This window comes from Candidatus Amarobacter glycogenicus (assembly GCF_016704105.1).
Lineage (GTDB): Bacteria > Chloroflexota > Dehalococcoidia > Tepidiformales > Tepidiformaceae > Amarobacter > Amarobacter glycogenicus.
Genome location: NZ_JADJAT010000019.1, coordinates 11,613 through 38,313, shown reverse-complemented (window position 1 = coordinate 38,313; position 26,701 = coordinate 11,613). Strand labels below are relative to the sequence as shown.

The 26,701-nt window shown below is 65.2% G+C and carries 23 protein-coding genes and 2 pseudogenes; 20 read left to right on the top strand and 5 right to left on the bottom strand.

The annotated features are described in order from the left end of the window. Positions 1 to 3 precede the first annotated feature (3 nt). Entirely contained in the window at positions 4 to 1,128 is a 1,125-nt protein-coding gene (locus IPG14_RS11375; RefSeq protein WP_343391920.1) for a nitronate monooxygenase, read from the bottom strand. Between the two features lie 193 nt (positions 1,129 to 1,321). Here IPG14_RS11375 and IPG14_RS11370 point away from each other — a divergent pair, with 193 nt between their 5' ends. The 7 genes from IPG14_RS11370 to IPG14_RS11340 are packed head-to-tail and all read left to right on the top strand — an operon-like array spanning position 1,322 to position 8,915. Continuing rightward, positions 1,322 to 2,938 (top strand): ABC transporter substrate-binding protein, encoded by a 1,617-nt coding sequence (locus IPG14_RS11370; protein ID WP_343387749.1) that lies wholly within the window; start codon positions 1,322 to 1,324, stop codon positions 2,936 to 2,938. Positions 2,939 to 2,950: 12 nt separating this feature from the next. Then, entirely contained in the window at positions 2,951 to 3,895 is a 945-nt protein-coding gene (locus IPG14_RS11365) for an ABC transporter permease (RefSeq protein ID WP_343391919.1), read from the top strand. Further along, positions 3,895 to 4,797: an ABC transporter permease gene (locus IPG14_RS11360; protein WP_343386543.1), complete on the top strand. Its 903-nt coding sequence runs from the start codon at positions 3,895 to 3,897 to the stop codon at positions 4,795 to 4,797. Before IPG14_RS11365 ends, IPG14_RS11360 begins: the two co-directional genes overlap by 1 nt. Before the next feature lie 2 nt (positions 4,798 to 4,799). Then, on the top strand, positions 4,800 to 6,074 hold the full coding sequence (locus IPG14_RS11355; protein ID WP_343391918.1) for a CoA transferase: 1,275 nt from the start codon (positions 4,800 to 4,802) through the stop codon (positions 6,072 to 6,074). Continuing rightward, complete coding sequence (locus IPG14_RS11350; RefSeq protein WP_343391917.1) at positions 6,071 to 7,096, top strand: hypothetical protein; 1,026 nt, start codon at positions 6,071 to 6,073, stop codon at positions 7,094 to 7,096. Before IPG14_RS11355 ends, IPG14_RS11350 begins: the two co-directional genes overlap by 4 nt. Before the next feature lie 6 nt (positions 7,097 to 7,102). Further along, complete coding sequence (locus IPG14_RS11345; RefSeq protein WP_343391916.1) at positions 7,103 to 8,269, top strand: acyl-CoA dehydrogenase family protein; 1,167 nt, start codon at positions 7,103 to 7,105, stop codon at positions 8,267 to 8,269. After that, positions 8,262 to 8,915, top strand: a complete 654-nt coding sequence (locus IPG14_RS11340) for an enoyl-CoA hydratase-related protein (protein ID WP_343391915.1) — start codon at positions 8,262 to 8,264, stop codon at positions 8,913 to 8,915. Before IPG14_RS11345 ends, IPG14_RS11340 begins: the two co-directional genes overlap by 8 nt. A 47-nt stretch (positions 8,916 to 8,962) precedes the next feature. Here IPG14_RS11340 and IPG14_RS11335 read toward each other — a convergent pair whose 3' ends face one another. Continuing rightward, positions 8,963 to 9,787: an amidohydrolase family protein gene (locus IPG14_RS11335; RefSeq protein WP_343391914.1), complete on the bottom strand. Its 825-nt coding sequence runs from the start codon at positions 9,785 to 9,787 to the stop codon at positions 8,963 to 8,965. A gap of 850 nt (positions 9,788 to 10,637) precedes the next feature. Between IPG14_RS11335 and IPG14_RS11330 the strand changes: the two genes are divergently transcribed. From IPG14_RS11330 to IPG14_RS11305, 6 genes are all read left to right on the top strand, one after another. Next, positions 10,638 to 12,887: a right-handed parallel beta-helix repeat-containing protein gene (locus tag IPG14_RS11330; protein WP_343391913.1), complete on the top strand. Its 2,250-nt coding sequence runs from the start codon at positions 10,638 to 10,640 to the stop codon at positions 12,885 to 12,887. Between the two features lie 29 nt (positions 12,888 to 12,916). After that, positions 12,917 to 13,942, top strand: a complete 1,026-nt coding sequence (locus tag IPG14_RS11325; RefSeq protein WP_343391912.1) for a cohesin domain-containing protein — start codon at positions 12,917 to 12,919, stop codon at positions 13,940 to 13,942. Positions 13,943 to 14,108: 166 nt separating this feature from the next. Next, positions 14,109 to 14,876 carry a cohesin domain-containing protein gene (locus IPG14_RS11320; RefSeq protein WP_343391911.1) on the top strand — a complete coding sequence of 256 codons (768 nt, stop codon included), beginning with the start codon at positions 14,109 to 14,111 and terminating at the stop codon, positions 14,874 to 14,876. Then, positions 14,873 to 15,187 carry a hypothetical protein gene (locus IPG14_RS11315; protein ID WP_343391910.1) on the top strand — a complete coding sequence of 105 codons (315 nt, stop codon included), beginning with the start codon at positions 14,873 to 14,875 and terminating at the stop codon, positions 15,185 to 15,187. The genes IPG14_RS11320 and IPG14_RS11315 overlap by 4 nt, the downstream gene beginning before the upstream one ends. Positions 15,188 to 15,368: 181 nt before the next feature. Then, positions 15,369 to 15,842, top strand: a complete 474-nt coding sequence (locus IPG14_RS11310) for a hypothetical protein (protein ID WP_343391909.1) — start codon at positions 15,369 to 15,371, stop codon at positions 15,840 to 15,842. A 332-nt stretch (positions 15,843 to 16,174) separates the two neighbouring features. After that, a complete protein-coding gene (locus tag IPG14_RS11305; protein ID WP_343391908.1) occupies positions 16,175 to 17,341 on the top strand; it encodes a hypothetical protein in 1,167 nt (388 codons plus the stop codon). 209 nt (positions 17,342 to 17,550) lie between these two features. Here IPG14_RS11305 and IPG14_RS11300 read toward each other — a convergent pair whose 3' ends face one another. Next, on the bottom strand, positions 17,551 to 17,967 hold the full coding sequence (locus tag IPG14_RS11300) for a pyridoxamine 5'-phosphate oxidase family protein (protein ID WP_343391907.1): 417 nt from the start codon (positions 17,965 to 17,967) through the stop codon (positions 17,551 to 17,553). A 143-nt stretch (positions 17,968 to 18,110) separates the two neighbouring features. Between IPG14_RS11300 and IPG14_RS11295 the strand changes: the two genes are divergently transcribed. The 7 genes and pseudogenes from IPG14_RS11295 (at position 18,111) to IPG14_RS11265 (ending at position 24,476) form a co-directional block, all read left to right on the top strand. Continuing rightward, the gene (locus tag IPG14_RS11295) at positions 18,111 to 19,346 is read left to right on the top strand and encodes a multidrug effflux MFS transporter (RefSeq protein WP_343391906.1); all 1,236 of its coding nucleotides are present in this window, start codon (positions 18,111 to 18,113) and stop codon (positions 19,344 to 19,346) included. Positions 19,347 to 19,450: 104 nt separating this feature from the next. Continuing rightward, positions 19,451 to 20,323, top strand: a complete 873-nt coding sequence (locus IPG14_RS11290) for a xanthine dehydrogenase family protein subunit M (RefSeq protein ID WP_343386525.1) — start codon at positions 19,451 to 19,453, stop codon at positions 20,321 to 20,323. After that, positions 20,324 to 20,812, top strand: coding sequence for a (2Fe-2S)-binding protein (locus tag IPG14_RS11285; RefSeq protein ID WP_343386524.1), 489 nt, complete (start codon positions 20,324 to 20,326; stop codon positions 20,810 to 20,812). Positions 20,813 to 20,827: 15 nt separating this feature from the next. After that, positions 20,828 to 22,693 (top strand): annotated as a pseudogene (locus tag IPG14_RS11280) (xanthine dehydrogenase family protein molybdopterin-binding subunit); the annotation flags it as partial. Continuing rightward, positions 22,644 to 23,060: a molybdopterin cofactor-binding domain-containing protein gene (locus IPG14_RS11275; protein ID WP_343392273.1), complete on the top strand. Its 417-nt coding sequence runs from the start codon at positions 22,644 to 22,646 to the stop codon at positions 23,058 to 23,060. The pseudogene IPG14_RS11280 and the gene IPG14_RS11275, both read left to right, overlap by 50 nt. A 331-nt stretch (positions 23,061 to 23,391) precedes the next feature. Continuing rightward, positions 23,392 to 24,015: pseudogene (locus IPG14_RS11270) on the top strand (Ldh family oxidoreductase); the annotation flags it as partial. Further along, positions 23,979 to 24,476 carry an Ldh family oxidoreductase gene (locus IPG14_RS11265; RefSeq protein ID WP_343391905.1) on the top strand — a complete coding sequence of 166 codons (498 nt, stop codon included), beginning with the start codon at positions 23,979 to 23,981 and terminating at the stop codon, positions 24,474 to 24,476. The pseudogene IPG14_RS11270 and the gene IPG14_RS11265, both read left to right, overlap by 37 nt. Before the next feature lie 310 nt (positions 24,477 to 24,786). Here IPG14_RS11265 and IPG14_RS11260 read toward each other — a convergent pair whose 3' ends face one another. Together IPG14_RS11260 and IPG14_RS11255 are read right to left on the bottom strand one after the other, a co-directional pair. After that, complete coding sequence (locus tag IPG14_RS11260; RefSeq protein WP_343391904.1) at positions 24,787 to 25,512, bottom strand: aldolase/citrate lyase family protein; 726 nt, start codon at positions 25,510 to 25,512, stop codon at positions 24,787 to 24,789. A 281-nt stretch (positions 25,513 to 25,793) separates the two neighbouring features. Further along, a complete protein-coding gene (locus IPG14_RS11255; protein ID WP_343391903.1) occupies positions 25,794 to 26,510 on the bottom strand; it encodes an NAD(P)-dependent oxidoreductase in 717 nt (238 codons plus the stop codon). Positions 26,511 to 26,701: the final 191 nt, after the last annotated feature.

Here is a 26,701-nt window from a genome sequence, read left to right as displayed (position 1 = left end):
AGGCTACCTGGCGGCCGGGACTTCGGAAGAGGCGGCGCGCAGAGTATCGAGCAGGTCGAGGCTCAATCGGGCCTCCGCTACGAACTTCTCCATCACCTCGGCCACCGTGGTCTCCACTTTGAACCAGGCGATGCCCTGGCCCAGCCCGCTCCCGAGCAACGGTTCGACTTCGTACCGGTCGATAGCACCGAGCAGGTCGCCGACGAGGATGTCCTGGTACGGCATTCTCAGCGGCTCCGGCGCGTCCGCAGCTTCCCATTCGTCGGTGTAGGCGGTGCGCAGTTGGCGGTTCGTCTTCCCACTCTTCGAACGCGTGATGACGGTGTCGTCTGAGTTCGCCGCCAGGAGTTTCGGCATCAGCTTCGCCGAGGTGTGCCCCTCCTTCGTCACCAGCCAGGCTGTGCCCACCCACACGCCGACGGCGCCCATAGCCATGGCCGCGACGATGTGCTGGCCTGTAGCCACCCCGCCCGCCGCGAGCACGGGGACATCGCCGGCCATTGCCGTGATCTGCGGCACAAGCGAGAACGTGCCGATCGGCCCGGTGTGGGCTCCCGAATCGTGGCCCTGGGCCACGAGGATCTCCGCTCCCTGCGCCAGCGCTTTGCGAGCGTGCTTTGGATTTCCCACCAGCGCCATCACGCGCTTACCGGCGGCTTTGGCCGCGGCGATGAACTCGGGAGGACTCCCGATCCCCATCGCAAAGATGTCCACATCCGAGTCGAGGACGACGTCGGCCTGGCGGCGCGCTACTTCGTTCGAGCGCACGAAGCGCGAGCGCGGGCCGGCCTGGCCGTCTCGCGGCACGTGGTACTTCTCGTACAGGTGATCGACAAACGCGCGGTGAGGCTCGGGAAGCTGTGCATCAATCTCCTCCCGGTTGTTTCTCTCGGGCATACCCTGGGGCAACACCAGGTCCACCCCAAACGGCCGGGGCCCTACACGTTCGCGAATCTCCGCCAGAGTCGCCTCTATCTCATCCGGGAACATGCGCGTCGCCCCAAGGACCCCTACCCCACCTGCGAGGCAGACAGCCACCACCACGTCCTTGCTGTGGCTGAAAGCGAAGATCGGATGCTCGACGCCGAGCATGTCACAGATGCGGGTGTGGATGGGGGAGCGTTGCATGCCAGTGTGCCTCCGAATGCGCAAACCTTTACACACTCCCCACCACCATCGCAAGAGACGTTTCCGGTCGCCCGTTACGTTCGGAAGTTAGCAGAACGACGTGTGCAGCTTAATCACCGGTATTGACATCGCTCGCAGCGAGCAGGTACAAAGCGCAAACGTTACCGCACCGCGTCAGCCAGGAGGGCGCTTCATGGACACTCGAGCGAGCAGACTCGGAACACGGTTTGGCCGGCGCCGAATGATCACCGCCTCCGCGTCCGCCGGGATCGGCCTTGCCGGACTCGCCATCGCCGGTTGCGGCGATGATGACGACGAAGACTCAGGGAACAACGATTCGCCGGATACGAACTCCACTCCGGCAGTAAAGACGCCGAAGCGCGGGGGTACCCTGATCGTCGACTCCGGAGAGCCGGCACCCGACGCACTTGTGTTCGCCTTCAACGCGAACAACTTCTATCTCCGTTGGTCCATTTGGGACACGCTCATCATCCAGGGAGCCGACAACCGGCCGCGCCTCGCGCTGGCCGAGAAGTTCGAGATGAAGCCGGATTTCACGGGCGTGAACGTCAAGCTTCGCTCCGGCCTCACCTTCCACGACGGCCGAGCACTTACCGCGGAGGACGTGCGCTACAGCATCGAACTGTTTCGCGCCGACACTACTACCAGCCAGTTGAAGAACCCGGGCAAGCTCATCAGCGACATCAAGATTGTCGATCCCCTGACGCTCGACATCTCGTTCTCCGCCCGCCGCCCCTGGATGGAGGACTACTTCGCCCTCCTCCCCATCGTCGATGAGAAGACGGTGGCCCAGGCAGCCCAGATGAAGACCATCAACGGCTCCGGGCCCTTTAAGTTCGCCTCCTACACCCCCAACCAGGGCTACGAGCTCGTCCGCAACGAGAACTACTGGGACACCGGCAAACCGTACCTGGACAAGATCCAGGGCCGCATCTACTCCGACACGCAGGCTCGCATTCTCGCCCTCCAGACGGGGGAGCTCATGCACGCCAGCCAGATCACGCCGGAGATGGTGAAAGCCCTCCGTTCGAGCAAGGACGTGGTCGTGACTGACGGCGGCGTCGGCGGCTCGTGGTACGCCGGCCTTGTCGTCGATTTCCCGGCGCTGAAGGACACCCGCGTGCGCCAGGCGCTGACGCTCGCAATCGACCGCAAGCGTATCGCCTCAGAATGGGGCGAGGGCGTCATACAACCGCAGGTTCTGCCCTGGCCGAAGGAATCCCCCGCCTACATTCCGGAGGATGAAGCCCTCCTCGTCTACGACCCCGAAAAGGCGAAGTCCCTGCTCAAGCAGGCCGGCGCTGAAGGCATCACCATCCCCATGGACATCGGCCAGAGCCGTGAAGCTCTCGCCCAGTTTGTCCAGGACGACTGGAAGGCCATCGGGATCAACGCCCAGCTGAACGTCGGCGAATACTCCGCCTACCTCGAGCGCTTTCGCACTCGCAAGGTCAACGGTGGGATGTTCGTTTCCCCATTCGGATTCTCCGACAATATGCACCCCGGGACGTTCTTCGATTTCGCCCAACCTGTGCGTATTCCGAACGCCTCCCACTACCAGCCGGATTCGTACAAGAACCTGCTTGCCAAAATCGCGGAGATCGACCCGAACTCCTCCGAGGGCAAGGCCGTCCTCCGCGAATGGAACAAGCTCTACCTCGTCGACGACCCCTGGATGGCGCCGTTGGCCCCGAACAACACCTTCTTTGCGATGCGCAAACAGGTCATCGCACGCCCCGACGGTGCGCGCGACGCGCCACCGCTTTCCGAAGTCTGGATCGACGCCTAAACCGGAGAACTCATGGCAGTACATGTCATCCGTCGCCTGATCCAGGCCATCCCCGTGATGCTCCTCGCCAGCATCTTCGTCTTCAGCATCCTCCAGCTCGTGCCTGGAGACCCGGCGACGAACCTCGCCGGCCCCGACGCGAGCGATCAGGATGTCGAGATCATTCGCGAACGCCTGGGCCTCGACAAGCCGATGTTCGAGCAGTACCTCTCATGGATCGGAGGCGCCCTCCGGGGAGACCTCGGAGATTCCTTCCGCAGTAGTCGCCCGGTCTCGGAACTGCTTCGCAACGCCCTTGCGCCCACGCTCGAACTCACGCTGGTAGCGTTCAGCATTGAGCTTGTTCTGGGCGTGGTGCTCGGCGTCATGGCCGGCACGCGCCTCCGCTCACTCTGGGATTGGGGGCTCTCCGCGTTCACCATTGTCGGCATCGCCATCCCTCACTTCGTTCTCGGGCTCGTGCTGCTCTATTTCGTGGGGTTCAAGCTCGGCTGGCTGCCAATTGGCGGCCGCGTACCGCTCACCGAGGACCCAATCGAAGGACTGCGCTACCTCGTCCTCCCAGCGCTCGTCCTCGGCCTTACCGGTGCTTCCGTCCTTGCCCGCTTCGTCCGCACCTCCATCGCCCAGGTCATGAACCAGGACTACATCCGCACGGCCCGCGCGAAAGGCCTCGCCGGCCGTGCGGTGGTCGTCCGCCACGGTCTCCGCAACGGGCTGGTGCCGGTGGTCACCGTAGTGGCCCTGCAGTTCGCAGCCTTGCTCACCGGGTCAGTTGTGGTGGAGAACGTGTTTTCTCGTCCCGGCGTTGGCCGGCTCGTCGTCGGGGCCATCCAGGCGCGTGACTACCCCGTTGTCCAGGGCGCCCTCCTCTTCCTCGTCTTTGGATTCATTTGCATCAACCTCTTTGCCGACATCATGTACGGCATCCTCGATCCCCGGATCAGGTTCAGTTGATGGCTACCGCGACGCTCCCCCAGGAACTCGATACCGCATCCCGCCGACGTTCGCGTTCGGAGGATTCGATCTTCCTAACGACGCTCGTAGAAACCGTGCGAAACCCCATGGGTGCCGTCGGCCTCTTGATCGTCCTCACCCTCATAGTGGTTGGCTTCGCTGCCCCGCTCATCGCACCACATGATCCAATCGACCAGCTTCGCGGGCACCGCCTCGAAGGCCCTTCCGCCGACTTCTGGTTCGGCACCGATGAGTTTAGCCGCGACATTTTCAGCCGCGCCGTCTACGGCCTCCGAGCATCGATCCTGGTCAGCATTTTCGCCGTGGGCGCCTTCGGCACGCTGGGGACGGTCGTTGGCTTCGTCGCCGGATACTTCCGTGGCTGGGTCGATGCAATCGCCATGCGCGTGGTCGACAGCATGCTCGCCTTCCCGGGCCTACTCCTCGCTATTGCGATCCTCGCCGCCCTCGGCGCCGGCATCCAGAACGTGGCCCTCGCCATCGGCATCGGTGCGTTCCCTCGCTTCGCGCGCATCGGCCGCGCGCAGATGCTTTCGGAGAGCAGCCGTGACTACGTGACGGCTGCCCGCGTCACCGGCGCCGGTGAAATCCGGATCATGTTTCGCCACGTCGCGGTAAATGCACTGCCGCCGCTGCTCGTGCAGGCCGCTCTCTCCATGGCCGGCGCGGTACTCATCGAAGCGAGCCTCGGCTACCTCGGCCTGGGCACCGAACCTCCGCAGCCGTCGCTCGGCAACCTCATCAACGGCGCCCGAGCCCACCTGGATAAGTGGAACTACTTCGCTCTGCCAGGCGCGGTACTGGCGATGTTCCTCGTCGGGCTCAACCTGCTCGCCGACGCCACCAACGAAGCAATGGACCCACACCGGAGGAGACGCTGACCATGAGCGGACCGTTCGACGGACTCAAAGTTCTGGAACTCGGGCGGTTCATCGCCGTCCCCGTCTGCGGGCAGCTGCTCGCCGAAGGTGGCGCCGACGTCATCAAGGTCGAAGACCTGGACGGCGACCAGACGCGCCACAACGGCCCAATCATGCCGTTCGAGGGCCGCCAGTACTTCAACAAGAACCGCGGCAAGCGTTCCATCTCGGTCCGCATCACCGAGCCCGAAGTCCTCGCCGCCATCCAGAAGCTCGCCGCCGCGGCCGACATCGTCCTCGCGAACTTTCGCCCCGGCATGTCGGAGAGTCTCGGCCTCGACTACGAGAGCGTCCGCGCCATGAACCCGCGCGTCATCTACGGCGAGAACACCGCCTACGGCCTGGAAGGCCCGATGGCCCCGCTCGCCGGCATGGACATGGCGCTTCAGGCCCTCACCGGCCTCGCTCACATGACTGAAACTGGCCCCGAGCCGCTCGTCAACCCCATCATCGACTACGCAGCCGCGATGCTCATGGCCTGGGGCGTCTCAACGGCGCTCTACCACCGCGAGCGAACCGGCCACGGCCAACGCCTGAACGTGGCGCTCATGCATGCTGCCATGTTCCTTGAGAACAACCAGCTGACCCATGTCGAGCTTCTCGACAGCTGGCGAGGCGAGTTCGTCCGTTACCTGAAGCACGCTTTCGCCGACGGCAAGACCTGGGCCGATGTCATCGAACACCGCGAGACGCTTCTCCCCCACAAGGTGGTCCGCGCCTATTACGGGTTCCACGCCACGAAGGACGGCACCGTCGGCGTCGCCTGCAACGCGCGCACCCAGCGCCTCAAGCTGATGAGTCTCCTCGGCATCGACGACCGCTGGACGAGCGAGCCCGGCTGGATGCCGGAGGACGCTCATGCCCACGCCGATTACGTCTACCGCCAGGTGGCCACGGCCTTCGCTCAGCAGCCCACGGCCCACTGGATTGCGGCACTCGAGGAGCGCGGACTGCCGATCGCGCCGGTTCGCCACTCCGACCAACTGTTTTTTGATGAACAAGTGAAGGCGAACAACTTCCTCGCCGAAGTCGAACACGAGGTACTCGGCCCGATCAAAGTGGTTGCGCCGCCGCTGCGTATGACGGAGACGCCGCTCGCTCCCCGGCCCCCGGTGTCCCTCGGAAAGAACACCAGGGAGATCCTCGCCGAAGCGGGACTCGGCGCCGGACAGATCGACGGCTTGTTTGCCCGCGGCGCGGTCCGCGAGGTCCACGAGACCCTGGAGGATCTGCTTTGAGCCGGAAGGCCCTGGTGGTCGGTGGGACCGGGCCTTCGGGCGTGTACATCGTCGACTTCCTGCTCGCCGCCGGGTACGACGTGACCGTGTTCAACTCCGGCCGCCACGACGGCGGCGTCGAGTTCGCGGCGCCCGTCGAGCGCCTCTACGGCGACGCCCGTGACGAAGCCAGCGTCTCGGCGGCCACTGCCGGCCGGGCGTGGGACGTTGCCGTCTGCACCTACGGCAAGCTGCGCATGCTCGCCACCCAGCTCGCTTTCAAAACCCAGCGCTTCGTTGGAATCACCGGGCAACCGGTCTACCGCGGTGCCGCCCGTCGCACACCTGACGGCGGCATCGCGCTCCCCGTGCCCGAGTGGTCGCCGCGCCAGTCCGAATCGGGCGGCTACACCGGCAAGGTCGCCGAAGGGGAAGATCAGCTCTTCGCCCAACACGGCCGCGGCGAATTCGAAGCAGTCATCGTCCGCTACCCTGGGGTCTACGGGCCGCGTGCGCCCATCAACCACGAGTGGGCCGTCGTCAAACGCGTCATCGATCGGCGCCCGTTCATGCTCATGCCACACGATGGCATGTCCTACTTCCAACGCGGCTACGCCGAGAACGTCGCCTGGCTGGTATTCCTCGCCGCCACGCGCCCCGAGGCCGCCGGTCACGCCTTCAACTCCGGCGACGAGCGCGTTCTCAGCGCCCGGCGCGTGGCCGAGCTCATTGCCGATGAGCTTGGTTGGCCCATGGAATTCATCGGCATTCCCGCGCAGTACGTGTCGGGTGTCTTCCCGCTTGCTGAGAAAGCCCCCCTTATCCTCGACATGTCAAAGGCGCGCACGCTGCTGGGCTATCGCGACCGTGTTGACCCCGAACCGGCCACCCGCGAGACCGCCCGCTGGCTCAGCGACCATCCACCTGCCGACGGCGAGATCACCTCGGCTGCGGGTACCTTCGACTACGCATCGGAAGACCGTGTTGCCGCCATGTGGCGCGAGGCGACGGCGGCGTTGCCCCTCGCCTCGGCCAGGGAGTGACCGTTCGTGGATTACAACTTCACCGCCGAACACGAAGCCTTTCGCCAAGAGGTGCGGGCGTTCCTCGCGCGGACGCTTACCACTGAATTCTGGGAACGGCACAGGGCGAAGGGCGGTGGAAGCTCATCGCCTGAATTCAGCCAGGCAGCCGGCCACGAAGGGATGCTCGCCATCGCCTGGCCCCCGGAATACGGCGGCCGGGGCAAGGGCTTCTTCGACCAGATGGTTTACACAGAGGAGATGGTCCGCGCCGGCGCCCCGATCGAACATCACCGCCGCGCCGTCCAGCAAGTCGGGCCGTCGATCATGCTGTTCGGCACTGAAGACCAGAAGCGCGACTACCTCCCGCGCATCGCCCGGGGCGAGCTCTCCTTCGCGATGGGCCTCTCGGAGCCCGATGCAGGCTCCGATCTCGCTTCCGTCTCCACCCTCGCAATCCGCGACGGAGACGAGTGGGTGGTCACCGGCCAGAAACGCTTCACCAGCGGCGCGCACTTCTCCGACATGCTCTGGACCGTGGCCCGCACCGACCCCGAAGCGCCCAAGCACCGGGGGATATCTATCCTGCTCGTGCCGTTGGATCTGCCGGGTGTGCGCGTTGTCCCGCTCATCGACCTCCAGGGCCGCCACCACTTCAACGAAGTCTTCCTCGATGGTGCGCGCGTGCCGGCCAGCAACGTCATCGGCGATGTGAACCGCGGCTGGTACGTGAACGCTTCGACCATGGACTTCGAGCGCTCGGGCATAGCGCGCTGGGCGTTCCTTGAACGCACGCTCCGGCGCGCACTCGTCGAGCCTGCCTCTGCCGGGCCCGCCGCCGAAGCTGGCGCGCGTTCCCGGCTCGCCGCCGCCGCCGTCCGCACCGAGGTAGCGAAGCTGCTATCCCACCGGGTAACCGCGCTCCAGGCCGGCGGCGGCCTGCCCAACTACGAAGTCTCGGTCGCCAAACTCTCGGTCACCGAGACTATCCAGCAGGTGACGAACACGGCCCTTCACCGCCATGGCATGCACGGCCTGCTCGCGGAGGAGGACCAGGGCGACGCCGAAGATGCACCCGACATGGCGTGGGGCTCGCTCTACCTCGACTCCATCCGCCACACCATCGGCCAGGGCGCCGCCGAAATCCAGCGAAACGTCATCGCCAACCGGGGGCTTGGCCTCCCCCGTGGGTGAGCTCGAACTCGAGTTCTGCAAGTACGAGAAGCGTGGCCCGGTTGCCTACGTCACGATCGCGCGCCCAGAGGTGATGAATGCGCTCCACGCCGAGGCCCACTTCGAGCTCGCTTCGGTCTGGGACGACTTCCTTGCCGACGCTGGCCTTCGTGTCGGCGTTCTGACGGGTGAAGGCGACCGCGCCTTCTGTGCCGGCCGGGACCTGAAGGATCGCGCCCGTCGAAGCGGCGACGGACCGGATCGCCCCGCGACTGGTGGAGGTGGGCTCACACACCGTTTTGAACGCGAGAAGCCGATCATTGCCCGGGTGAATGGGTTCGCACTTGGCGGCGGCCTGGAGATAGCCCTTGCGTGCGACATAATCGTTGCGGCTGACCACGCCGAGTTCGCGCTCCCGGAGCCGCGCCGAGGGCTCATTGCCGGTGCGCTCGGCGTGCATCGCCTGCCCCGCCACCTGCCCTTGAAGGTGGCCATGGGCTACCTCCTCAGTGGCCGCCATATGGATGCTCGCCGCGCTTTCGAGGTCGGGTTGGTGAACGAAGTCGTGCCCTACTCGCGGCTCGACGCGGCGGTCGAACGGTGGGTCGCCGAGATTCTCGAATCGGGTCGAGAGACGGCCGGGGCTTGGGAGCTAGCCGTTCGGTGAACGGGTGCCAGGTGAGTGAGGGCGACGCTGCTCACACCGGGCATTCGTCAGCCGACGCTCCACTTAAAGACGCGTTCCGCGTTCTCTCGGAAGAACAGCGGCGCCACTTCGGGCCGAATACCCAGCCCGTCGATTTCCTCGCGCGCGCGGTCCCACGGGATCGTGGGGTACTCCGTCCCGAACAGCATCTTCTCTCGTCCGCGGGTGTTGATGAATTGGACGAATGCCCCCGGCCAGTACTTCGGCGCCACCGACGTGCACGCCATGTACACGTTGTCCCAGTGGGCGATCACCGAGAGCGCCTCGTCGGTCCACGGCTGGCCGCAGTGGGTCATCACGATGCGCAGCTCGGGAAAGTTGAAGGCGACCTCGTCGTAGTACATCGGGTTCTGCACCCAGCCGGGCCGCCGGGGGCCGGGCATCCCGGCGTTCATGCTCACAGGGATGTCAAGCTCCAGCGCCTTCACATAGAACGGCCAGTACACGCGGTCAGTCGGCGGCAACGAGTAGCGGAACGGCGGAATTCGCAGGCAGCGAACGCCGAAACGTTCGTGGTACTCCACCACTCGCTGTACCTCGGCGTACCCCTTGGTCGGGTCGACGATCATCGCGGGCAGGATTCGTCCGGGGAACCGGCGGTGAGCGTCTCCGACCCACTCGGCGTGGGAGGGCTGCATGATGCTAACCACCGCCGCCTCAATCCCCCCGGCATCGAGCCCGGCCAGCAGGTCCTCCGGTACCTGAATGGCGGCGCGGTCACCGATATCCTTGAACAGGTGCCCCAGGCCCGCGCCGCCTTCGCCATCCAGGAACGATGAGTTTACGAGTGCGTCGATGGCACGGACCCGGCCCGTGCCCGCCAGATCCTCCATGGTATCTCTCCTCGCTGGTGTGCCGCTCGAAATCTATCAGGTCGGAGCCCACGGCACCCTCTAACCGCCCGTCCTCGCGCGGCGGGCAGCTCGCGCGGCGACTCAGAGTGTCCAGAGGCCTTGAGCTAGCCGCCACTCTGCGAAGCTCCCTCGCGACCGACACCCAGACTGAGGTGAATCGAAGACCCGGGAACCGACCCACTCAGACCCAAAACGAGGTCCGCCGCTGCGAAAACCGGCCAGAGCCTTCGGAGAAGAAGGTTGGGAGTTCGAGTCTCTCCCGGCGTACCAAACCGCCCTCTGCGCTTTCATCCGCGGAAGGTGAGCCCAGGCAGTCCGGGCGAGCGTCCGGCTTTGGCGGTAGCCCTCCCTTTACCAACGTCGTTCTTGCAATTAGCTTCGGATACGAACGATGTTCGCGACAGACGATGTCGAGTTTTCTCAAGCCAGGGGCAAACTATTGACGTGGCGTTAACCGCTCTGCCACCATACCGCCCCCGGAACGGACCGGAAAATTCACATACGAAGAGAAAACCCACCGGCCAGCGGCAACCGGCCGAGGGCAAGTCGCAAGGAGAACGAGCTAGCGGAACCTTGCATCGCCAATTCTCGGAACGGCGAGTTGGCTGCGAGTATGCGTCCCCGAACGGCCGGAAGGCCATCAGGGATTGCCCCTAGTTTTCTCCACGCGACCCGGGAAGGAGTGGGCCGGTGCAATCTGCCGCCAGAGCGGCACCCCGAGAAATGAACAGGCTTAGCGCCCCGAGGGACTCGCGCGTCGCGTGCGTCTCTAAGCCACGCCCCCTGCGGAGGGGACGGCCAATCCCATTTCACCTGGAGAAACAAGCACATGACGCTTGCACTACACGGAAAATCTCGCCAACGCAGGACATGGCTCCTGATGGCGGCACTCGTAGCCATCGTGCTCGGGATTAGCGGCAGCCTCATGCTCAACCGCGAAGCCACCCGCGCCGACTCGGCCACGATCAACTTTGACTCCTACAACCTCGGCACCATCAACGGCCAGGACGGCTGGTCGAAGACCGGCCCTTACGATGTCGAAGTCGTCGCCGACGGCGGCGGCAAAGCTCTCCGGATCTCTAACGGAGTCGCGGACGGCGCTTTCGGCGGCCAGGCGTTCTCGAAGTCCCTCGTTGACGAAACAGGCGAAACGCTTGCCACCAACGGTGGCCTCTCCGGCGGCACTCGCCAGAACCACTTCGAAGTGTCCTGGGACATCAAGTCCGTCCAGGCGGCACAGCAGCCCGGCCTGGTGATTTCGTTCTCTCCGGACCGCGGTGACGGCGCCCGCATGAGCTACCTGCGCGCCCAGGACGACGTTGCAGGTATCGACATCTACTTTGATGACGTGCAGCAGCCCGGGCCATGCACGCCTGTGTATTGTGCGAACTTCGTGGAGACGCTCGTCGCGAACGATCTCTCACGCACCAGCTACCACAATTTGAAGCTCGTGCTGGATATCCGCGATGGCCCGGCCAACGACCTCGTTCGCGTATACGTGGACAATGTGCTGGTGCACACCGGCACCACGTGGGAGGACTACTTCCGCTACGATCCGGAGTCCATCGCCGACCAGAACACCCACACGGTTGACTCGCTGTTGTTGGCTGCTCGCGCCAACGGGACGTTCCCGCAGGTGCCAGCCAACACTGGCCTCGGCTACCTGATCGACAACCTGAACCTGTCCTCCTCGACAGTTCCCGCTCCCGCGTTCAGCACGACGGTCGTCCAGGCCGCCAACCTGACCGCTCCCGGTGGCGGCGGCTGGTTGTTCTATGACGACCTCACCGACACCTACAACAACACCCCCGGCGTGCTCGGCACCCTTGAGTCCGGCCCTGCCAGCCCTCCTCTGGGCAGCGGTAGCGCCGATATCACCATTCCGCTCGGCGGCAAGACCAACATCAGCACCTACCAGTTCGCTGGTACTCCGCTCGCGAGCATCACCGACCTCGGATACAGCGCCTACCACGCTTCCGCTTCCGAGCAGGCCTACCTCGTAATGAATGTCGACTTCAACTTGAGCGACACCTGGCAGCGGCGCCTCGTGTTCGTCCCAACTGGCATCGTCGGCAGCACCTGGCAGACGTTTGACGCCCTCCAGGGCGGAGCGGCTCAGTGGGTGTACTCCGGCCCCACCTGGCCGGCACCGAATGCTGTGCCGGGCACGACGCCGAAGACCTGGAACCAGATCCTTGCTGACTATCCGAACGTCCGAGTCCGCGTCAGCGACGCGCATGTCGGTGTCCGCCTCGGGTCAGGCCTAACGAGCATCGGGACAGTGAATATCGACCGTTTCGTCTTCGGCACCGACCTCTCGCGCACGCTCTTCGACTTCGAGCCGACCGCTCCATGCACGACCACCTGCTACGTCAACGACGCCACAGGCAACGACCTCAACGACGGTGCCACCACCCTGACGCCGAAGAAGACTATCCAGGCTGCCATGACCGCCGTAAGTGTTGGTGGGACCATCAACGTCGCGGCTGGCACCTACAATCAGGATGTCAGCTTTACCAAGAATGGCGTCCAGCTCATCGGCGCTGGCATCGATCAGTCCTACATCGTCGGCCCAATCGGTGGATCGTCCACGACGGTTGACAACGTGTTCTTCACCGGCGTTTTGATCGACGGCTTCACCATTACCCGGGCCGGAAATAACGCTGTCGACTGGAACAACCCCAACCTGAACAGCAACGGTGTTTCCTTCGGCACAGGCGGCGGAACTGGAACTCTCCAGAACTCCAAGATCACCGGCAACCGGAACGGCATCTGGCTGGAGGGCACGACTGGAGTCGTGATCCAGAACAACATCATCGATGACAACCGGACTGGCGTTCACCTTGTGAACGTCAACACGGGCACGAACATCCATAACAACTTCATCACCAACAACAAGACGATGGGTGTCCTGCTCCGCAGCGATACCGTGACAAATCCGAACGCATCGTCTGGAATTCTTATCAACAACAACAACATCAGCGGAAACTGGGCCAGCCAGATCGAGGCGCGAGCCATGATTGCGGCCGGAGTAAATGCGAGAACAACTGGTATGGGACGCTCACGCCCACTGTTCTGAATGCCCCGAACTCCAGCGAGGGCTCGTATGTGAGCCACATCCCACCAGCGACACCGCCACCATCCACGCCAACTGCCGCGACTATCGTCTACTACGACGCCACAAATCCTATCGACTTCAACCCGTTCCTCTGCTCGGGCAACGACATTTCGGTCGCACTCGGCTTCCAGCCGCAGGTCGGCTGTGGCGACATCCTCGTCACCACCAATGTCGCCAACGTTGGCGACACGAACGTCACCGTCCAGGTCATCGCGAACAGCGTTGCCAACCTGTATGGCGTCCAGGCCTACCTCCAGTACGACAGCTCCAAGCTGAACTTCAGCAACATGGTCCTTGGCCCCGGCCTCCTGCCGGAAGTCAATGTTGCTACCAGCCAGCCGGGCAACCAGATCAACTTCCAGTTCAGCCAGTTGTCTCCGACGCTGCCTGTGACGGGCTCGGGAGTTGTCCTCGCCACTCTCTACTTCACGGCGACCTCTCCAGGTGTCGCGAACATTGAATTCCGGCCGGCGGCGCCCACGTTGTTCTCGGATAACAACGGGTTCTCCATCGGCCCGGCGACGAAGACCAACGGCTCCATCACGGTCTCCGCTCCGGTCTCTACCGGCTCAGTGACCGGCAACATCCTGTTGCAGGCTCGCAGCAACCACTCCGGTGCCACTGCGCAGATCGACCCGGCGGGCGGCCCAATCTCGACCGCAACCACGAGCACCGGTGCGTTCACGGTCTCCAGCGTTTCCATAGGGGCTCACCCGACGCTGCAGGCCGTAATGCTCGGCTACCTCAAGGCCGTGAAGCCGTTCACTGTTGCCGCGGGCGTTAACCCCGCCGGCACTGTCACCCTGCTCGGCGGCGACGCCAACATGGACAACACGATCAACATTCTCGATCTGTCGTACATCGCGGCACGGTATCTGCAAACGGGCCCCGTCTACGTCCCGGCAGCGCCCGTCGGCACCACGCCAGACATTAACGGCGACAACGTCGTCAACATCCTCGACCTGTCGCTGACCGCCGCCAACTTCGGCTCAGACCGCTCAACTGTCTGGCCATAGGCCAGCCCGGCTCTCCGACGAGCCAACCCTACGCACCCAACCCTGTGGCCCGGGATTCATCCCGGGCCACAGGGAAGTTTGTCGAGCGGAAACGCCCGGAGGCGATTTGAGCGTTCCCCGGCACACGTCGCGCATCGCACGCCGTATCCAAACGGCGTGCCTCGCTATGTCCGCCGCCGCGGCCCTCGCACTCACCGCGTTGGTCTCCGTCTCGGCCCAGCAGGATGCCCCGGCGGTGCTCGCCTTCTCCCCCGTGCCGGGATCCATCCGCGTCGGCGAACAGGCTACGTACGTCCTCGGCATCGCCAACGCCACGCAGCTGTTCGGCGCCGACATCGAAATTTCGTTCGACCCCAAAGCCGTCGCGATCCTCGATACCGACCCGGCGAAAGAGGGAGTCCAGGTACGCATCGGCCCCTTCCTCGATCCCGGCTTCGTCGTCTACAACGTCGCCGACAACGCGGCTGGCAAGCTCCGCGTGACCTTCACCCAGGTCGCCCCCAGGCCCGCCGCCAACGGCAACGGCGGCATCCTCTCATTCGACCTCAAAGCGACCGGCGGCGGCGCCCCCGCTCTCAAGGTCTCGGCCGCTCTGCTCGCGCGAAACGATGGCTCACCCCAGCCCGTGAGCTTGCCGTCCACCGGCGTCACCCCGGCCGCACCCCAGGGTTCGCCAGTGCCCAACCCAACCCAGATTCCAGGGCCGACCACAGCCGCCGCGACCGCCGTGCCCGCCGGCACAACGGCCGTCTCCCAGGTGGGCACCGCCGCCGCGACCACGACTCCCGGCGAGGTCATCAGCAGCGCCCCGCCACCCGACGGCGACTCGAGCAACTGGACCGTCGCGGGTGTCGTAGGTGGCGCATTCGTCCTCTTGACTGCGGCCGCCATCCTCGGCCGGAAGTACCTCAAACACATCGGAGCTACGAAATGAACCAACGACAACGAAGGGGCGTTTCGCTCGCCACCTTGCTCGCGACGATGGGCGGCGTGGGCCTCCTGCTCATGACGATGGCGTTGGGGGCGGGCGCGTCGGTGAACACCGCAATCAACATCGGCAGCGGCACGACCACGATGGGTGGCCTCCAACACGACCGTCTCGGTGACCATCGACCCCAGCGACTCCACCTTCAACAGGGTTTGATATCACGATTTCGTTCAATCCGCCTTGGCTTCGATCGGCCAAGGTCAATTCCGAGACGCGCCTTTGCGGGCTGGAGCCTTATCCCGGCGCCCGAAGATTGAGAACACCGGAGGCGCGGTTCGGGTCGTTGGCGTGACTTTGTTGCCTGCGCCTCGCCGTGTCCGATTGCACCCTGTTCACCATCAATTGGCAGGGAGTGGCCGCCGGATATACGCCGCTCGAACTTCCGGTCCGCCGGATTCCTCGGCGCTGGCCAAGGATGCTGGGCTCGAAATCACCCCGATGGGAACACCGGTGAATGGTTCGCTCCAGGTCGGCCCGGTGAGCACCAACACACCAACCAATACGCCCACGAACACCCCCGTCGGCCCCACAAACACGCCCACCAATACGCCCACGAACACCCCGCATCGGCCCACCAACACGCCGACGAACACCCCCACACAAACCAGTACGCCAATCCCCGGCACGCCCACAAACACCCCGACGCAGACGCTAACCCCGACAGCCACTTCCACGGGCACAGTTGTCCCAACCGCCACGACAGCCTCCGGCACCGCAACAACCCAGCCGACCATGGCGGCTACCAGCACGCCGTCTGGTAGCCCGACACCCATCCCTGGTGGCCCGCGCAACTACAAGGTGTACGCGGTCATGGTTGCCGATGACGGCATCCCGCCGAGCGGTCAACTCGTCCGCGCCCTCGGCGCTGAGTTGTTGGGGCGTTTCCTTGGGCCCATTCTTGGGCCTCGCTAGACTGACCTGGCCGCTCCCCGTCCCGATGGGGAGCGGCGTTCGGTTCGCCGCCACAACGCTGCCGGTCTCCGTTCACTCGGCCTCCACCATGTGTCGAATGGGCGGCGCGTGGCCTGTTCTCGACCTCCTACTGCCCATCGATCGCGGGCGTTTGATGTAGGTTCTCCCGCGTTTCCGCATTCTTCCCTGATTCATTCACTGCTCTGTCACTCTGGCCCTCGGAATGCCGCGCCGATACCTACGAGGCAAAGGCGAGCGGTGTGAGACCGCCACTCGAGGCCAGGAGGCGTGTCGTGAAACAGGGGGATCGTCGGATACTTCTTCCGCGGCTGTTGTTGATCCAGTTGTGTGCTGCGGCTGCGCTATTCGTCGGGGTGCTCGGCACATCGGCATCGGCCGGGACGAACATCGCCGCGGGGTCTGCCTCGGTGGTCGCGGGCAGCCAGGGCACCAGCACCACAGTGGTCACAAGGGCGCCCGCGGATACCAGCTTCAACGCCTACGACATCATCCTGCAGTTCGACCCGGCAAGGGTCTCCGTGGTGAACGTCGCTCCCGGGTCAGGGTGGTCGTTGATGCCCGCCCCGCGGATCAACAACGTAGTGGGGACAGTGCAGGTCATCGCGGTGCGTTTCGACATCTGCCCGACTACCTGCCCCGTCTTCTCGATCACCTGGCAGGGGGTCTCTCCCGGGACTAGCGCTCTGACGCTCGCTGGGAATGCGAACGAATCGCTGGCCGGCCTCGGTGAATACATCACCTCCGGCTTTAGCGCCGGTTCGGTCACGGTCACGGCGCCGGTAACTCCGTCGCCGACGGCCACGCCCTCCGCACCTGCCAGTCCCTCGCCCTCGCCGAGCCCATCGGCCACTACGAGCCCGACCGCCACCCCGACCACCCCGGCGACGCCGGCACCGGGCGCGCCGGCCGTGATCCTCGGTGGTGGCGGTGGGGCCGCTTCGGGGGCAACCTTCACTTCGACCACCGGCGTGAACCTTGGCTCAGGCGGCTCCCGCCCAATGCCGCACAGCTTCGACATCACCCTCAAGTTCGACCCCGGCATCGCCACGGTCACGAAGCTGGCCGCCGGTGACGGCTGGAGCTTCGCGCCACAGCCGGTCATTGATAACGTGGCTGGTACGTTCCACGCGAGCGCCCTCAGCTTCAGCGACTGCGCAAGCTACTGCCCGTTGTTCCAGGTCGAATGGAAAGCGGTCACGCCCGGCCCGATGCAGCTCACGCTCCAGGGCGACGCGAACCTCGTCCTCGGCTCGAACGGCGCCAACCAGCCGGCCGTCTACACCCCCGGGACCATCGTGGTCCTCCCGGCCGCCAGCCAGGGGACGCCCGGCGCCAGCCAGCCCACTCCCGGCGCCGGGAACGGAAACGGGAACAGGCAACGTCCCGGTCCTGCCGACCACGGCGGGCTGGAACATGCTCACCTGGGGCGGCGAATCCATGACCCCGCAGCAGGCCCTCTCGGCCTCCAACCCCGGTAACATCGAAGTTATCTACGTCTGGGACCCGGAGACCGGAAATTGGCGCCGCGGCAGCCGGCCCGAAGCTCCCGGGCTACCTGAACGACCTGGCGAGCGTGAAGAGCGGCGACGTCATCTGGTTGAGCGCCAGGAACTGAGGACGATCCAGCCCGAACTACGAAGCAAACGGCGCGGGCCACTCGGTGCCCCGCGCCCTCCCCGCTTCAGCCCTACCGTTCCATGATCACCTTCCCCAGTTGCAGCACCCGGTCGATCCGGATCATGATTGCGGCGCCTTTGCGCTCTGGGTCCCGGTCCAGTTCGAGCGGGATCGTCCGGTCCATGACCTCCTGGCGCACCGGGCCTTCCGTCAGCACTTCTGCCTGTCCAAACATCTTCCAGGCCACCCGCGTGGCTGCATTCCGGTAGAGCACGCAGACGCCGGGGTTCTCCTTCAGGTTCGCGTACGTCTGGCCGAGCGCACGTTCCCAGAACGCGACGTTCTCCTTGTCGAACACCATCGCGCTGCCTTTGAAGGCGATGTCTGGCATCCCGTCCCTGCTTGCCGTCGCGAACAGGACGGGCGCGCCATCGGCGAGGCACGTCTCAAAGGCGGACTTCATCTCGTCGGGAAGGTCGATTGGCATTGTTGGCTCTCCATTTTGGTTACTTCGTGGAAGTAGCCTATCGACCGTAACCTTTGCTCGCCACTACACCGGAATTCGTCGCCGCTCCCGCGGGAGCGTCGCAGCCTGTAGGGTGTCGTTAATGTCTCTGGCTTCCTCGCACCGTGGCTGATGCCGCACCCGCCGCGCGATCCGGCCTCCGCAATCCCGAGTCGCGGACCGCGCTCGGCATGCTCATCGCCCTTACCGCCATAGCCCCGATCTCCATCGACATGTTCTTGCCATCGATGCCGCAGATGGCCGATGACTTCAACACCAGCACCGGCGTGCTCAGCCTGGCAGTAACCCTCTTCCTCTTCGCGTTCGCCGGGTCGCAGCTCGTCTATGGCCCCGCCTCCGACCGGTTTGGGCGCAGGCCGGTCCTCTTCGCCGGGCTCGGGCTCTACATTCTCGGCGGCGTTCTCGCCTTGTTCTCCGTCTCCGTCGAGACACTCGTCGCCGGGCGCGTGATCCAGGGCCTCGGCGGCGGGGCCGGCCCGGCGATCGCCTCAGCCATCATCATCGACGTCTACAAGAAGGAGCGAGCCCTCAAGGCGCTGGCCGCGATGACCGTGGTGACTGCCCTTGCGCCCATGCTTGCGCCCATCGCCGGCGGCTTCCTTCACGACTGGTTCGGTTGGCGCTCCGTCTTTGTCACCCTTGTCGGTGTCGGTTGCCTCCTCACCGCCGGTTACGCCGCCATCCTCCCGGAAACGAACGCCGGGCGAGATCCGCACGCCCTCCGCTTCGGTGCGATGTTCGCCAACTACAAGACCCTCTGGACGACACCGGTCTTCGCTGCCCACGCCCTCTTGATGGCGCTGCTTTTCTCGGGACAACTCGTCTTCATCTCGTCTTCGTCGTTCGTCCTGGTCGACGACGTCGGGCTCTCCGAGCGCCTTTACGGTTTCAGCTTCGGGCTCGTCGCGTTCGGCATCATGGCAGGAGCCACAATTTCCCGAAGGCTCGCCGGCGTCTGGACGCCCCGCAGGATCGTACTCACGGCGACCATCACGGGCGGTGCCATGAGTTCGACGATGGCATTCATCGCACTCTCCGGCGCCGAGGGTGTCCTCCTCATCGTCCTCCCGATGATGGTGGTTGCAGGCGTTAACGGCATGTCCGGCCCTGCAGCGCGTTCAAGCGCCTTGATACCGTTCCCCCAGATGGCGGGGCTCGCCTCGGCCGTCATGGGCTTCTCCCAGATTGGAATGGCTTCGGTCTACAGCATCGGCTACAACAGCCTGCTTTCGCCGGGGCCAGTGACGATGACGTGTTCCATCGCAGCCGCATCTGTCTCAGCACTGGGAGTCGCTCTCCTCGTGGGTGGGCGCGGGATAAAGTCGCCACCGGCGACCTGAATCGAGGTGCAGGTGAATCCCGTTCGCATTGCCGCTAGAATGCGCCGGGCCCACCATTGCGGGCCGATACCGGCCTCGCGCCCCGGGGCCGAAAGGCAGGAAGAATGCAAGCATTCGACTACGTCGCACCCTCGTCGGTGCAAGAAGCCGTCGCCGTGCTCGCGAAGCACGGCGCGGCTGCGCGCGTGCTCGCCGGCGGCACCGATATCATCATCCAGGCCCGCGAAGGCCGCCGCGATGTCGCCGTCATGGTCGACGTCAAAGGCATCGCCGAAACCACCCAGCTGACGCACAACAGCGATGGCTCGCTCCGCATCGGTGCAGCCACCCCCTGCGCCCGCATCTACAACGATGCCGGCATCAAGCAGCGCTTCCCGGCCCTCGTCGATTCGGCGTCGGTCATCGGTAGCGTCCAGGTCCAGTCTCGCGCCAGCCTCGGTGGCAACCTTTGCAACAGCGGCCCGGCGGGAGATTCCATCCCAACCCTCATCGCTCTCGGCGCCGTCTGCGAGATCACCGGGCCAGGCGGCTCGCGGACCGTACCGGTGGAACAGTTCTGCACCGGCCCCGGCCGCAACGTCCTCCAGAATGGCGAATTGCTCGTTGCCCTCAGCTTCCCGGCCCCGGCCGCGAAGAGCGGTGCTGCCTTCCAGCGATTCATCCCTCGCAACGAGATGGATATCGCCGTCGTCAACGCGGCCGCGAACGTCACCCTCTCTGCGGACGGCCAGACTTTCCAATCGGCCCGCATCGCCATCGGCGCGGTCGCTCCCACCCCGCTCTACGTCGAAGCCGCCGGAGCGGCTCTCGCCGGACAGCCCGTCAACGAAGCGACGATCGCAAAAGCGTGTGCAGCCGCCCAGGCGGCCGCCGTTCCGATTACCGATATGCGCGGCACCATCGAGCAGCGCAAACACCTGGTCGGCGTGCTCGTGAAGCGCGTCGTCAACACCGCCGTGGCCCGGGCGAGGGGATAAATGAGCAAGCGAATTGTGAGCGCAACTGTCAACGGCGAGCCAATGGAATTCCTCGCCGAACCGTATGAGACCCTCCTCGAGGTGCTCCGCAACGAAGTCGGCCTCACGGGCTCGAAAGAAGGTTGCGGGAACGGCAACTGCGGAGCCTGCAACGTCGTCCTCAACGGGAGCCTCGTGAATTCCTGTTGTGTCCTCGGCGTCGAGGCCAACGGCGGCACGATCGAAACCATCGAGGGTGTCGCACAGGGCGACCACCTGCATCCTCTTCAACAGAAGTTCCTCGAAGAAGCCGCCCTCCAATGCGGCATCTGCACCCCCGGCTTCATCGTCGCCGCGAAGGCGCTTCTCGAAGCCGAACCCAACGCCGATGAAGACCGCATTCGTCATTGGCTGGCCGGCAACCTTTGTCGCTGCACTGGCTACGACAAGATCGTCCGGGCGGTCCTCGATGCCGCCGATGAGATGCGCCAGACCGCTGGCGCTCGCTAACAAGGAGGACTCCCAATGGTGACCACCGATAAGCCAGTCTACAAAGTCATCGGCACGCGCCCGATTCGTCCGGACGGCATCGATAAGGTGACTGGCCGCGCCATCTACGGCGCCGATATCCGCCAGCCCGGCATGCTCTACGGCCGCGTCAAGCGCAGCCCGCACGCCCACGCCATCATCAAGCGCATCAACACCGAGAAGGCCGCCGCCCTCAAGGGTGTCCACGCGATCGTGACCGCGCAGGACTTCGGCGCCGACGTTGCCTCCCTGCCGGACGTCTCGAAGAACCTCCTCGCCGGTGACAAGGTTCTCTACCGCGGCCACGCCATCGCTGCCGTCGCCGCGACCACCGACCTCATCGCCCGCCAGGCCTGCGACCTCATCGAAGTCGAGTACGAGATCCTCGAACCAGCACTCGATGTGCGTGAAGCGATGCTCCCGGGAGCCCCCCTCCTCCACCCGAACCAGCGCACCCGCACCCCCGCCGGCCCGAGCGAGAACCCCTCGAACACCGTCGCCCAGGTCGCCGTGGCATTCGGTGATGTGGACAAGGGATTTGCCGAGTGTGATGTCATCGTTGAAGGCGAGTTCAAGACCCGCATGGTCCACCAGGGCTACATCGAGCCGCAGTCCGCGACGGCCATGTGGAATCCCGATGGACAAATCACCGTTTGGACCTGCACCCAGGGCTCGTTCCCCGCACGCCAGACTCTTTCCCAGGTGCTGAACCACCCCGTCTCGAAGATCAAGGTCGTCCCGACCGAGATCGGTGGCGGCTTCGGCGGCAAGATCAGCATCTACCTCGAACCCGTCGCCGCGCTCCTTTCGAAGAAGGCGTTCCGGCCGGTGAAGATCACGATGGACCGCGCCGATGTTTTCGAAGGCACCGGACCAACACCGGGCACTTCCATCAAGGCGAAGCTCGGGGCTACGAAAGATGGCAAGTTCCGCGCCTTCTACGCCGATCTTGCTTACGAAAACGGGGCCTTCCCCGGGTCCGCCGCCAACTACGCCACCATGTGCATCACCGCCGGTTACGACATTGAGCACGTCAAGCTCGATGCCTATGACGTCGTGGTGAACAAGCCGCGCACCCAGGACTACCGGGCGCCCAGCTCCCCGGCCGCGTCCTTCGCCATGGAACAACTCATCGATGAGATGGCCCAGAAGCTCGGAAAGGATGTCGAAGAGCTTCGCCTCCAGAACGTCTGCCGCGAAGGCACGCGCGGGCCGATGGGCATGCCCCACCGCGCCCCTGGCCACGAGGAGACCCTCCAGGCCGCCAAAGCTTCCGCCCACTACAATTCACCGCTCGAAGGGCCGAACCGGGGACGTGGCACAGCCTCCGGCTTCTGGTTTAACGTCGGCCTCCGCTCAAGCGTCTCGGTCAGCGTCTTCCCGGATGGCACGGTCTCCCTCATCGAGGGAAGCACCGACATCGGCGGCACCCGCGCTTCGCTGGCCATGCAGCTCGCCGAGACCCTCGGTATCGCTTACGAAGACGTGAAGCCGGAAGTCGTCGATACCGACTCCGTGGGCTACAACGACGTCACCGCGGGCAGCCGCGTCACCTTCGGCACTGGCATGGCCGTCCACGAAGCCGGCAAGAACCTGGCGAAAGAAATGGCCGCCCGCCTCGCTCCCACCTGGAGTGTGACCCCGGACGACATCGAGTTCGCCGACGGCGTCTTCAAGACCAAGGACGGCTCCAAGTCCGGCAACTTCAAAGAGATCGCCCAGGCCGTCGTCGGCCGTGGCCCTGGCCTTACGGTCAGCGGCTCGGTGAACGCCGGCTTCCTCCAGGGTGGCGGCTTCGCGCACCACATCGTCGATGTCGAAGTCGACCCCGAAACGGGTAAGGTCACCATCCTCAAGTACACCGCAGTCCAGGACGCCGGCACCGCCATCCACCCTGCCTACGTCGAGGGGCAGATGCAGGGGCGGCGCCGTCCAGGGCATCGGCTGGGCCCTCAACGAGGAGTACTACTACGACGACAGCGGCCGGATGGCGAACTCGAGCTACCTCGATTACCGCATCCCAACCACCCTCGACGTCCCGATGATCGGAACGATCATCGTCGAGACGCCGAACCCGCTACACCCGTTCGGCGTCCGCGGCGTCGGCGAGCCGGGCATCGTCCCACCGCTCGCGGCCATCGCGAATGCCGTCAGCCACGCCACCGGCGTGCGCCAGACACAACTCCCGATGAATCCTGGCCGGATTCTCGAGACCACCAGGGGGAAGTAGCCCGTCGTGGCGACGGTCCACATCCCCGCGCTCTTGCGACCGTTGACCGGCGGAGCCTCCCTCGTGGAGGCCGCCGGTTCGACGTTGCGCGATGTCATCGCCGATGTCGTCCGCCAGCAGCCGGCCCTCGCCGGGCGAATCGCAGACGCCCACGGCATCCTCCCCGAGATCATGATCGCGATCGGCGACACCGAAGCGATGCACGTCGACGCGCCGGTGCCCGATGGCGCCGAAGTCTGGGTCCTCCCCGCCCTCGCGGGAGGGTAGGAGGCCTCGCCGGTAAGCGGACCGACGGCACTCCCAGCACCCGCTCCGAACCCGGAGGCGCCTCATGACCCTGCCACTCCTCGACCAGCGTCCGCGATTCCGCCCCGCAGACCTCTCCCGCCTCACGGCCAGGGTCTTCGCTGCTTACGGTGTCCCGCCCGAGGATGCCCGACTCGCGGCAAAGGTCCTCATCGATGCCGATCTCTCGGGCATCGAATCGCACGGCATCGCCCATCTGCCCTGGCATCCCGGCTACGCGCCCGGCTTCAAGCGCGGCCTCATCAACCCCCGTCCCGAGGTGAAAGTCCTGCGGGACAGCCCGGTGGCAGCGACCTGGGATGCGGATGGCGGGCTCGGCGTGCTCGTGGCGACGAAGGCGATGCACGCGTGCATGGCAAAGGCCGAGACCACCGGCATCGGCATGCTCGCCGTCACCAACGGACGTCACTTCGGCGCGGCGGGCTATTACGCGCGGCTCGCCGCCGAACGGGACATGATCGGCATGGCGATGTGCAACGTCCCGCCGCTCGCCGTCGCTAGCGGCAGCCTGGACCGCGCTTACGGCACCAACCCCATCGCCTTCGGCGCCCCCGTCGCCGGTGACCACCCGTTCTTGCTGGACATCGCCACCACCGCCGTCGCCGGAGGAAGTTGGAGATCGCCCAGCGCCAGGGCAAACCCATCCCTCCCGGCTGGGCTGTCGATGCCGCAGGTGACGACACCGCTGACCCGACAATCCTCCGCCAGGGCGGCGCCCTCCAGCCGCTCGGCTCCTACGTGGAAACAAGCTCCCACAAGGGCTACGGCCTCGGCATCATGGTCGACATCCTGACCGGCGTCCTCCCGGGCATGGGCAGCGCCATCTTCGAAGGCGCCAGGATGCAGGGCTGGTGGTTCGCCGCCTGGCGCATCGACGCGTTCCGCGATGCCGTCGCGTTCAAGGCCGACATGAAGCACATGGTCGACCACCTCCGCTCCCTCCGCCCACGCCCCGGCGTCCAAGCCGTCCTCGTCCCCGGCGACCCCGAGGCCCGGGCAATCGAAGAACGCGCCAGGCTGGGCATCCCACTGGATGGAGAGACGGTCGAGCAGTTGAGGACTCTGGCGGAGGAGTTGGGGGTGGAGATGCCGTCGGAAATGAAGGCGTAGCCGCGGTCGCGCCCATCTTCTCCCTATTCGAACGGCTGCGTCGTCGCGTCACCCGTCGGCTCAGGCTTGCGGCCGGACTCGTGCGGCTGCGCACAGATTCCGCTAACCCTGTTGGCCAGTGAAAGCCGCGTGTTTCTCGATTCCTGTGGACAGAGCGGATTGCGGGTGTTCCAAGACTCGGCCCCGCAACTCGTCCGTCGCCCGATCGAGGGTTGTCTCATGCGCTCGTGGGACGACGGCGGATTAGATCCTCGAGGCTCAGCATCGTCGGCACAGTCGACACGAGTGACGACGATGCCCTTCTTGAACCCTACCCGTAGACGGCCTTCCCGCCGCTCGCAGCGCCTCGCGCCAGTTTCAAGTCCGCTTGCGCCTGTACAGGAATAGCGACGGCGTCCCCGCTGATCGTGATCATCCGGTAGCCTGCGGCGGCATGCTTTTCGGCCAGGCCGGCGTTTGCATGGATCCCGGCCGTCACACCGTGTTCGGCGCACTTCTTCGCGATGAGCACCCGCGCCTCTTCGAACGCACCCCCGTTGGCCATGCCGGGCGGCAGCCCGAGGGTGATGCTCAGGTCGGCCGGGCCTACGTAGACAGCGTCGATCCCAGGCACCGCGAGGATGTCGTCGAGCCGTTCGACTGCCTGCTTCGTCTCGATCATCGGGATGCACGCGATCTGTTCGTTCGCCCCGCCGAAGTAGTCACTTCCCGCGTAGTACGCGGCTCGAGTCGGCCCGAAGCTCCGGCTGCCCTGGGGGAAGTACCGGCACGCAGCGACGGCCTGTTTCGCTTCCTCCACGCTGTTGACCATCGGGATGATTACGCCAAGGGCGCCCGCATCGAGCACTTTTCCGATGATCCCCGGTTCGTTCCACGGGACGCGCACGATCGGGATCGTCTCCGTTGCACCGATCGCCTGCAGCATCGTCAGCGCGACCTGGTAGTCGATGACGCCGTGCTGCATGTCGATGCACACCAGTCGAACCCCTGGTGAGCCATCACCTCGGCAGAGAATGAACTCGGGATCGAGAGCCATGCCCCGAATGTGACATCGCCGCGGTCCCACTTTTCCTTCACCGTATTGATTCGCATCGCGCTACCTCCGTTGGTTGCCAGGGCCGGCCTTCCGGGTGAGAGCCCGGTCGAGTATCTCAGGGTTGACGCATTCCGGCGGAGCGTTTCCGCCCATCACGGCGGCGAAGTTCGCTACCGCAAGTTCCAGCATCGCTGCCCGGGTCTCCACCGTAGCCGAGCCAATGTGCGGGAGGATGATCGCGTTTCCGAGCGACAGGGATCGGGTCCTCTGCGGCCGGTGGTTCAACTTCGAGCATCGAGCACAGCGCCCGCGATCTGACCCACACTGAGCGCCGCGGTGAGTGCTGCCTGGTCGATTACCGGCCCGCGCGAGGTGTTGACCACCCACGCCGTTGGCTTCATCAGTCCGAGGGTCCGCCGATTGATGAGGTGCTTGGTCTCGTCGGTCAGGTTCACGTGCAGCGAGAGCACGTCGCACTCCCGCAAGAGGTCATCGAGCGGCCGGTACGGGCAGTCCTCCCAGCCGCTGCCGGGGTCCTCGAAAGTGTCGTGGTAGACAACGCGCATGCCGAAAGGTCGCGCGCGCTCTGCCACTGCCTTGCCGATACGCCCAAAGCCGATGAGCCCGAGCGTCTTGCCGTGAAGGTCCCAGCCGAGTCCCGGTGCGGCTTCGCGTCTAGCCCATCCGCCTTCGCTCACGAACGCCGCGTTGGCGACGATGCCTCGCGATGCCGCGATGATCATACCTATCGTCAGGTCCGCGACTGCCGCGCTCAATACGCCAGGCGTGTTGCATACAGCGATCCCTCGGCGTGTCGCCTCCGCCAGGTCGACGTTGTTGTACCCCACGCCGAATCCGGAGATGACCCGGAGCGACGGGGCGAGCGCCATCACTTCGGCCCCGAGTGGGATCTGGTTGCTGCAGAGAAGCCCTTCCGCCTCCGCGAGGGCGGCGGAGCCTCGCCGGTGAAACCGGGCGACAGGTGAACGGCATTGCACACCGCGCCCAGCCGCCGCTGGTCTTCGGCGCCGAGTTGAAGCGTTACGCAGGCGTTAGGCAGGACACTCACGGCGCCGTACGGTACAAGCTCCCGGCTCGCGCCTCAAATCCACCTGTCTCGTCTGGTCGGCCCGGAAGCGCGAGCCGCCTGCTGCCGGACGGCGTAGAGTCAGCGCACAACCCGTCCAGG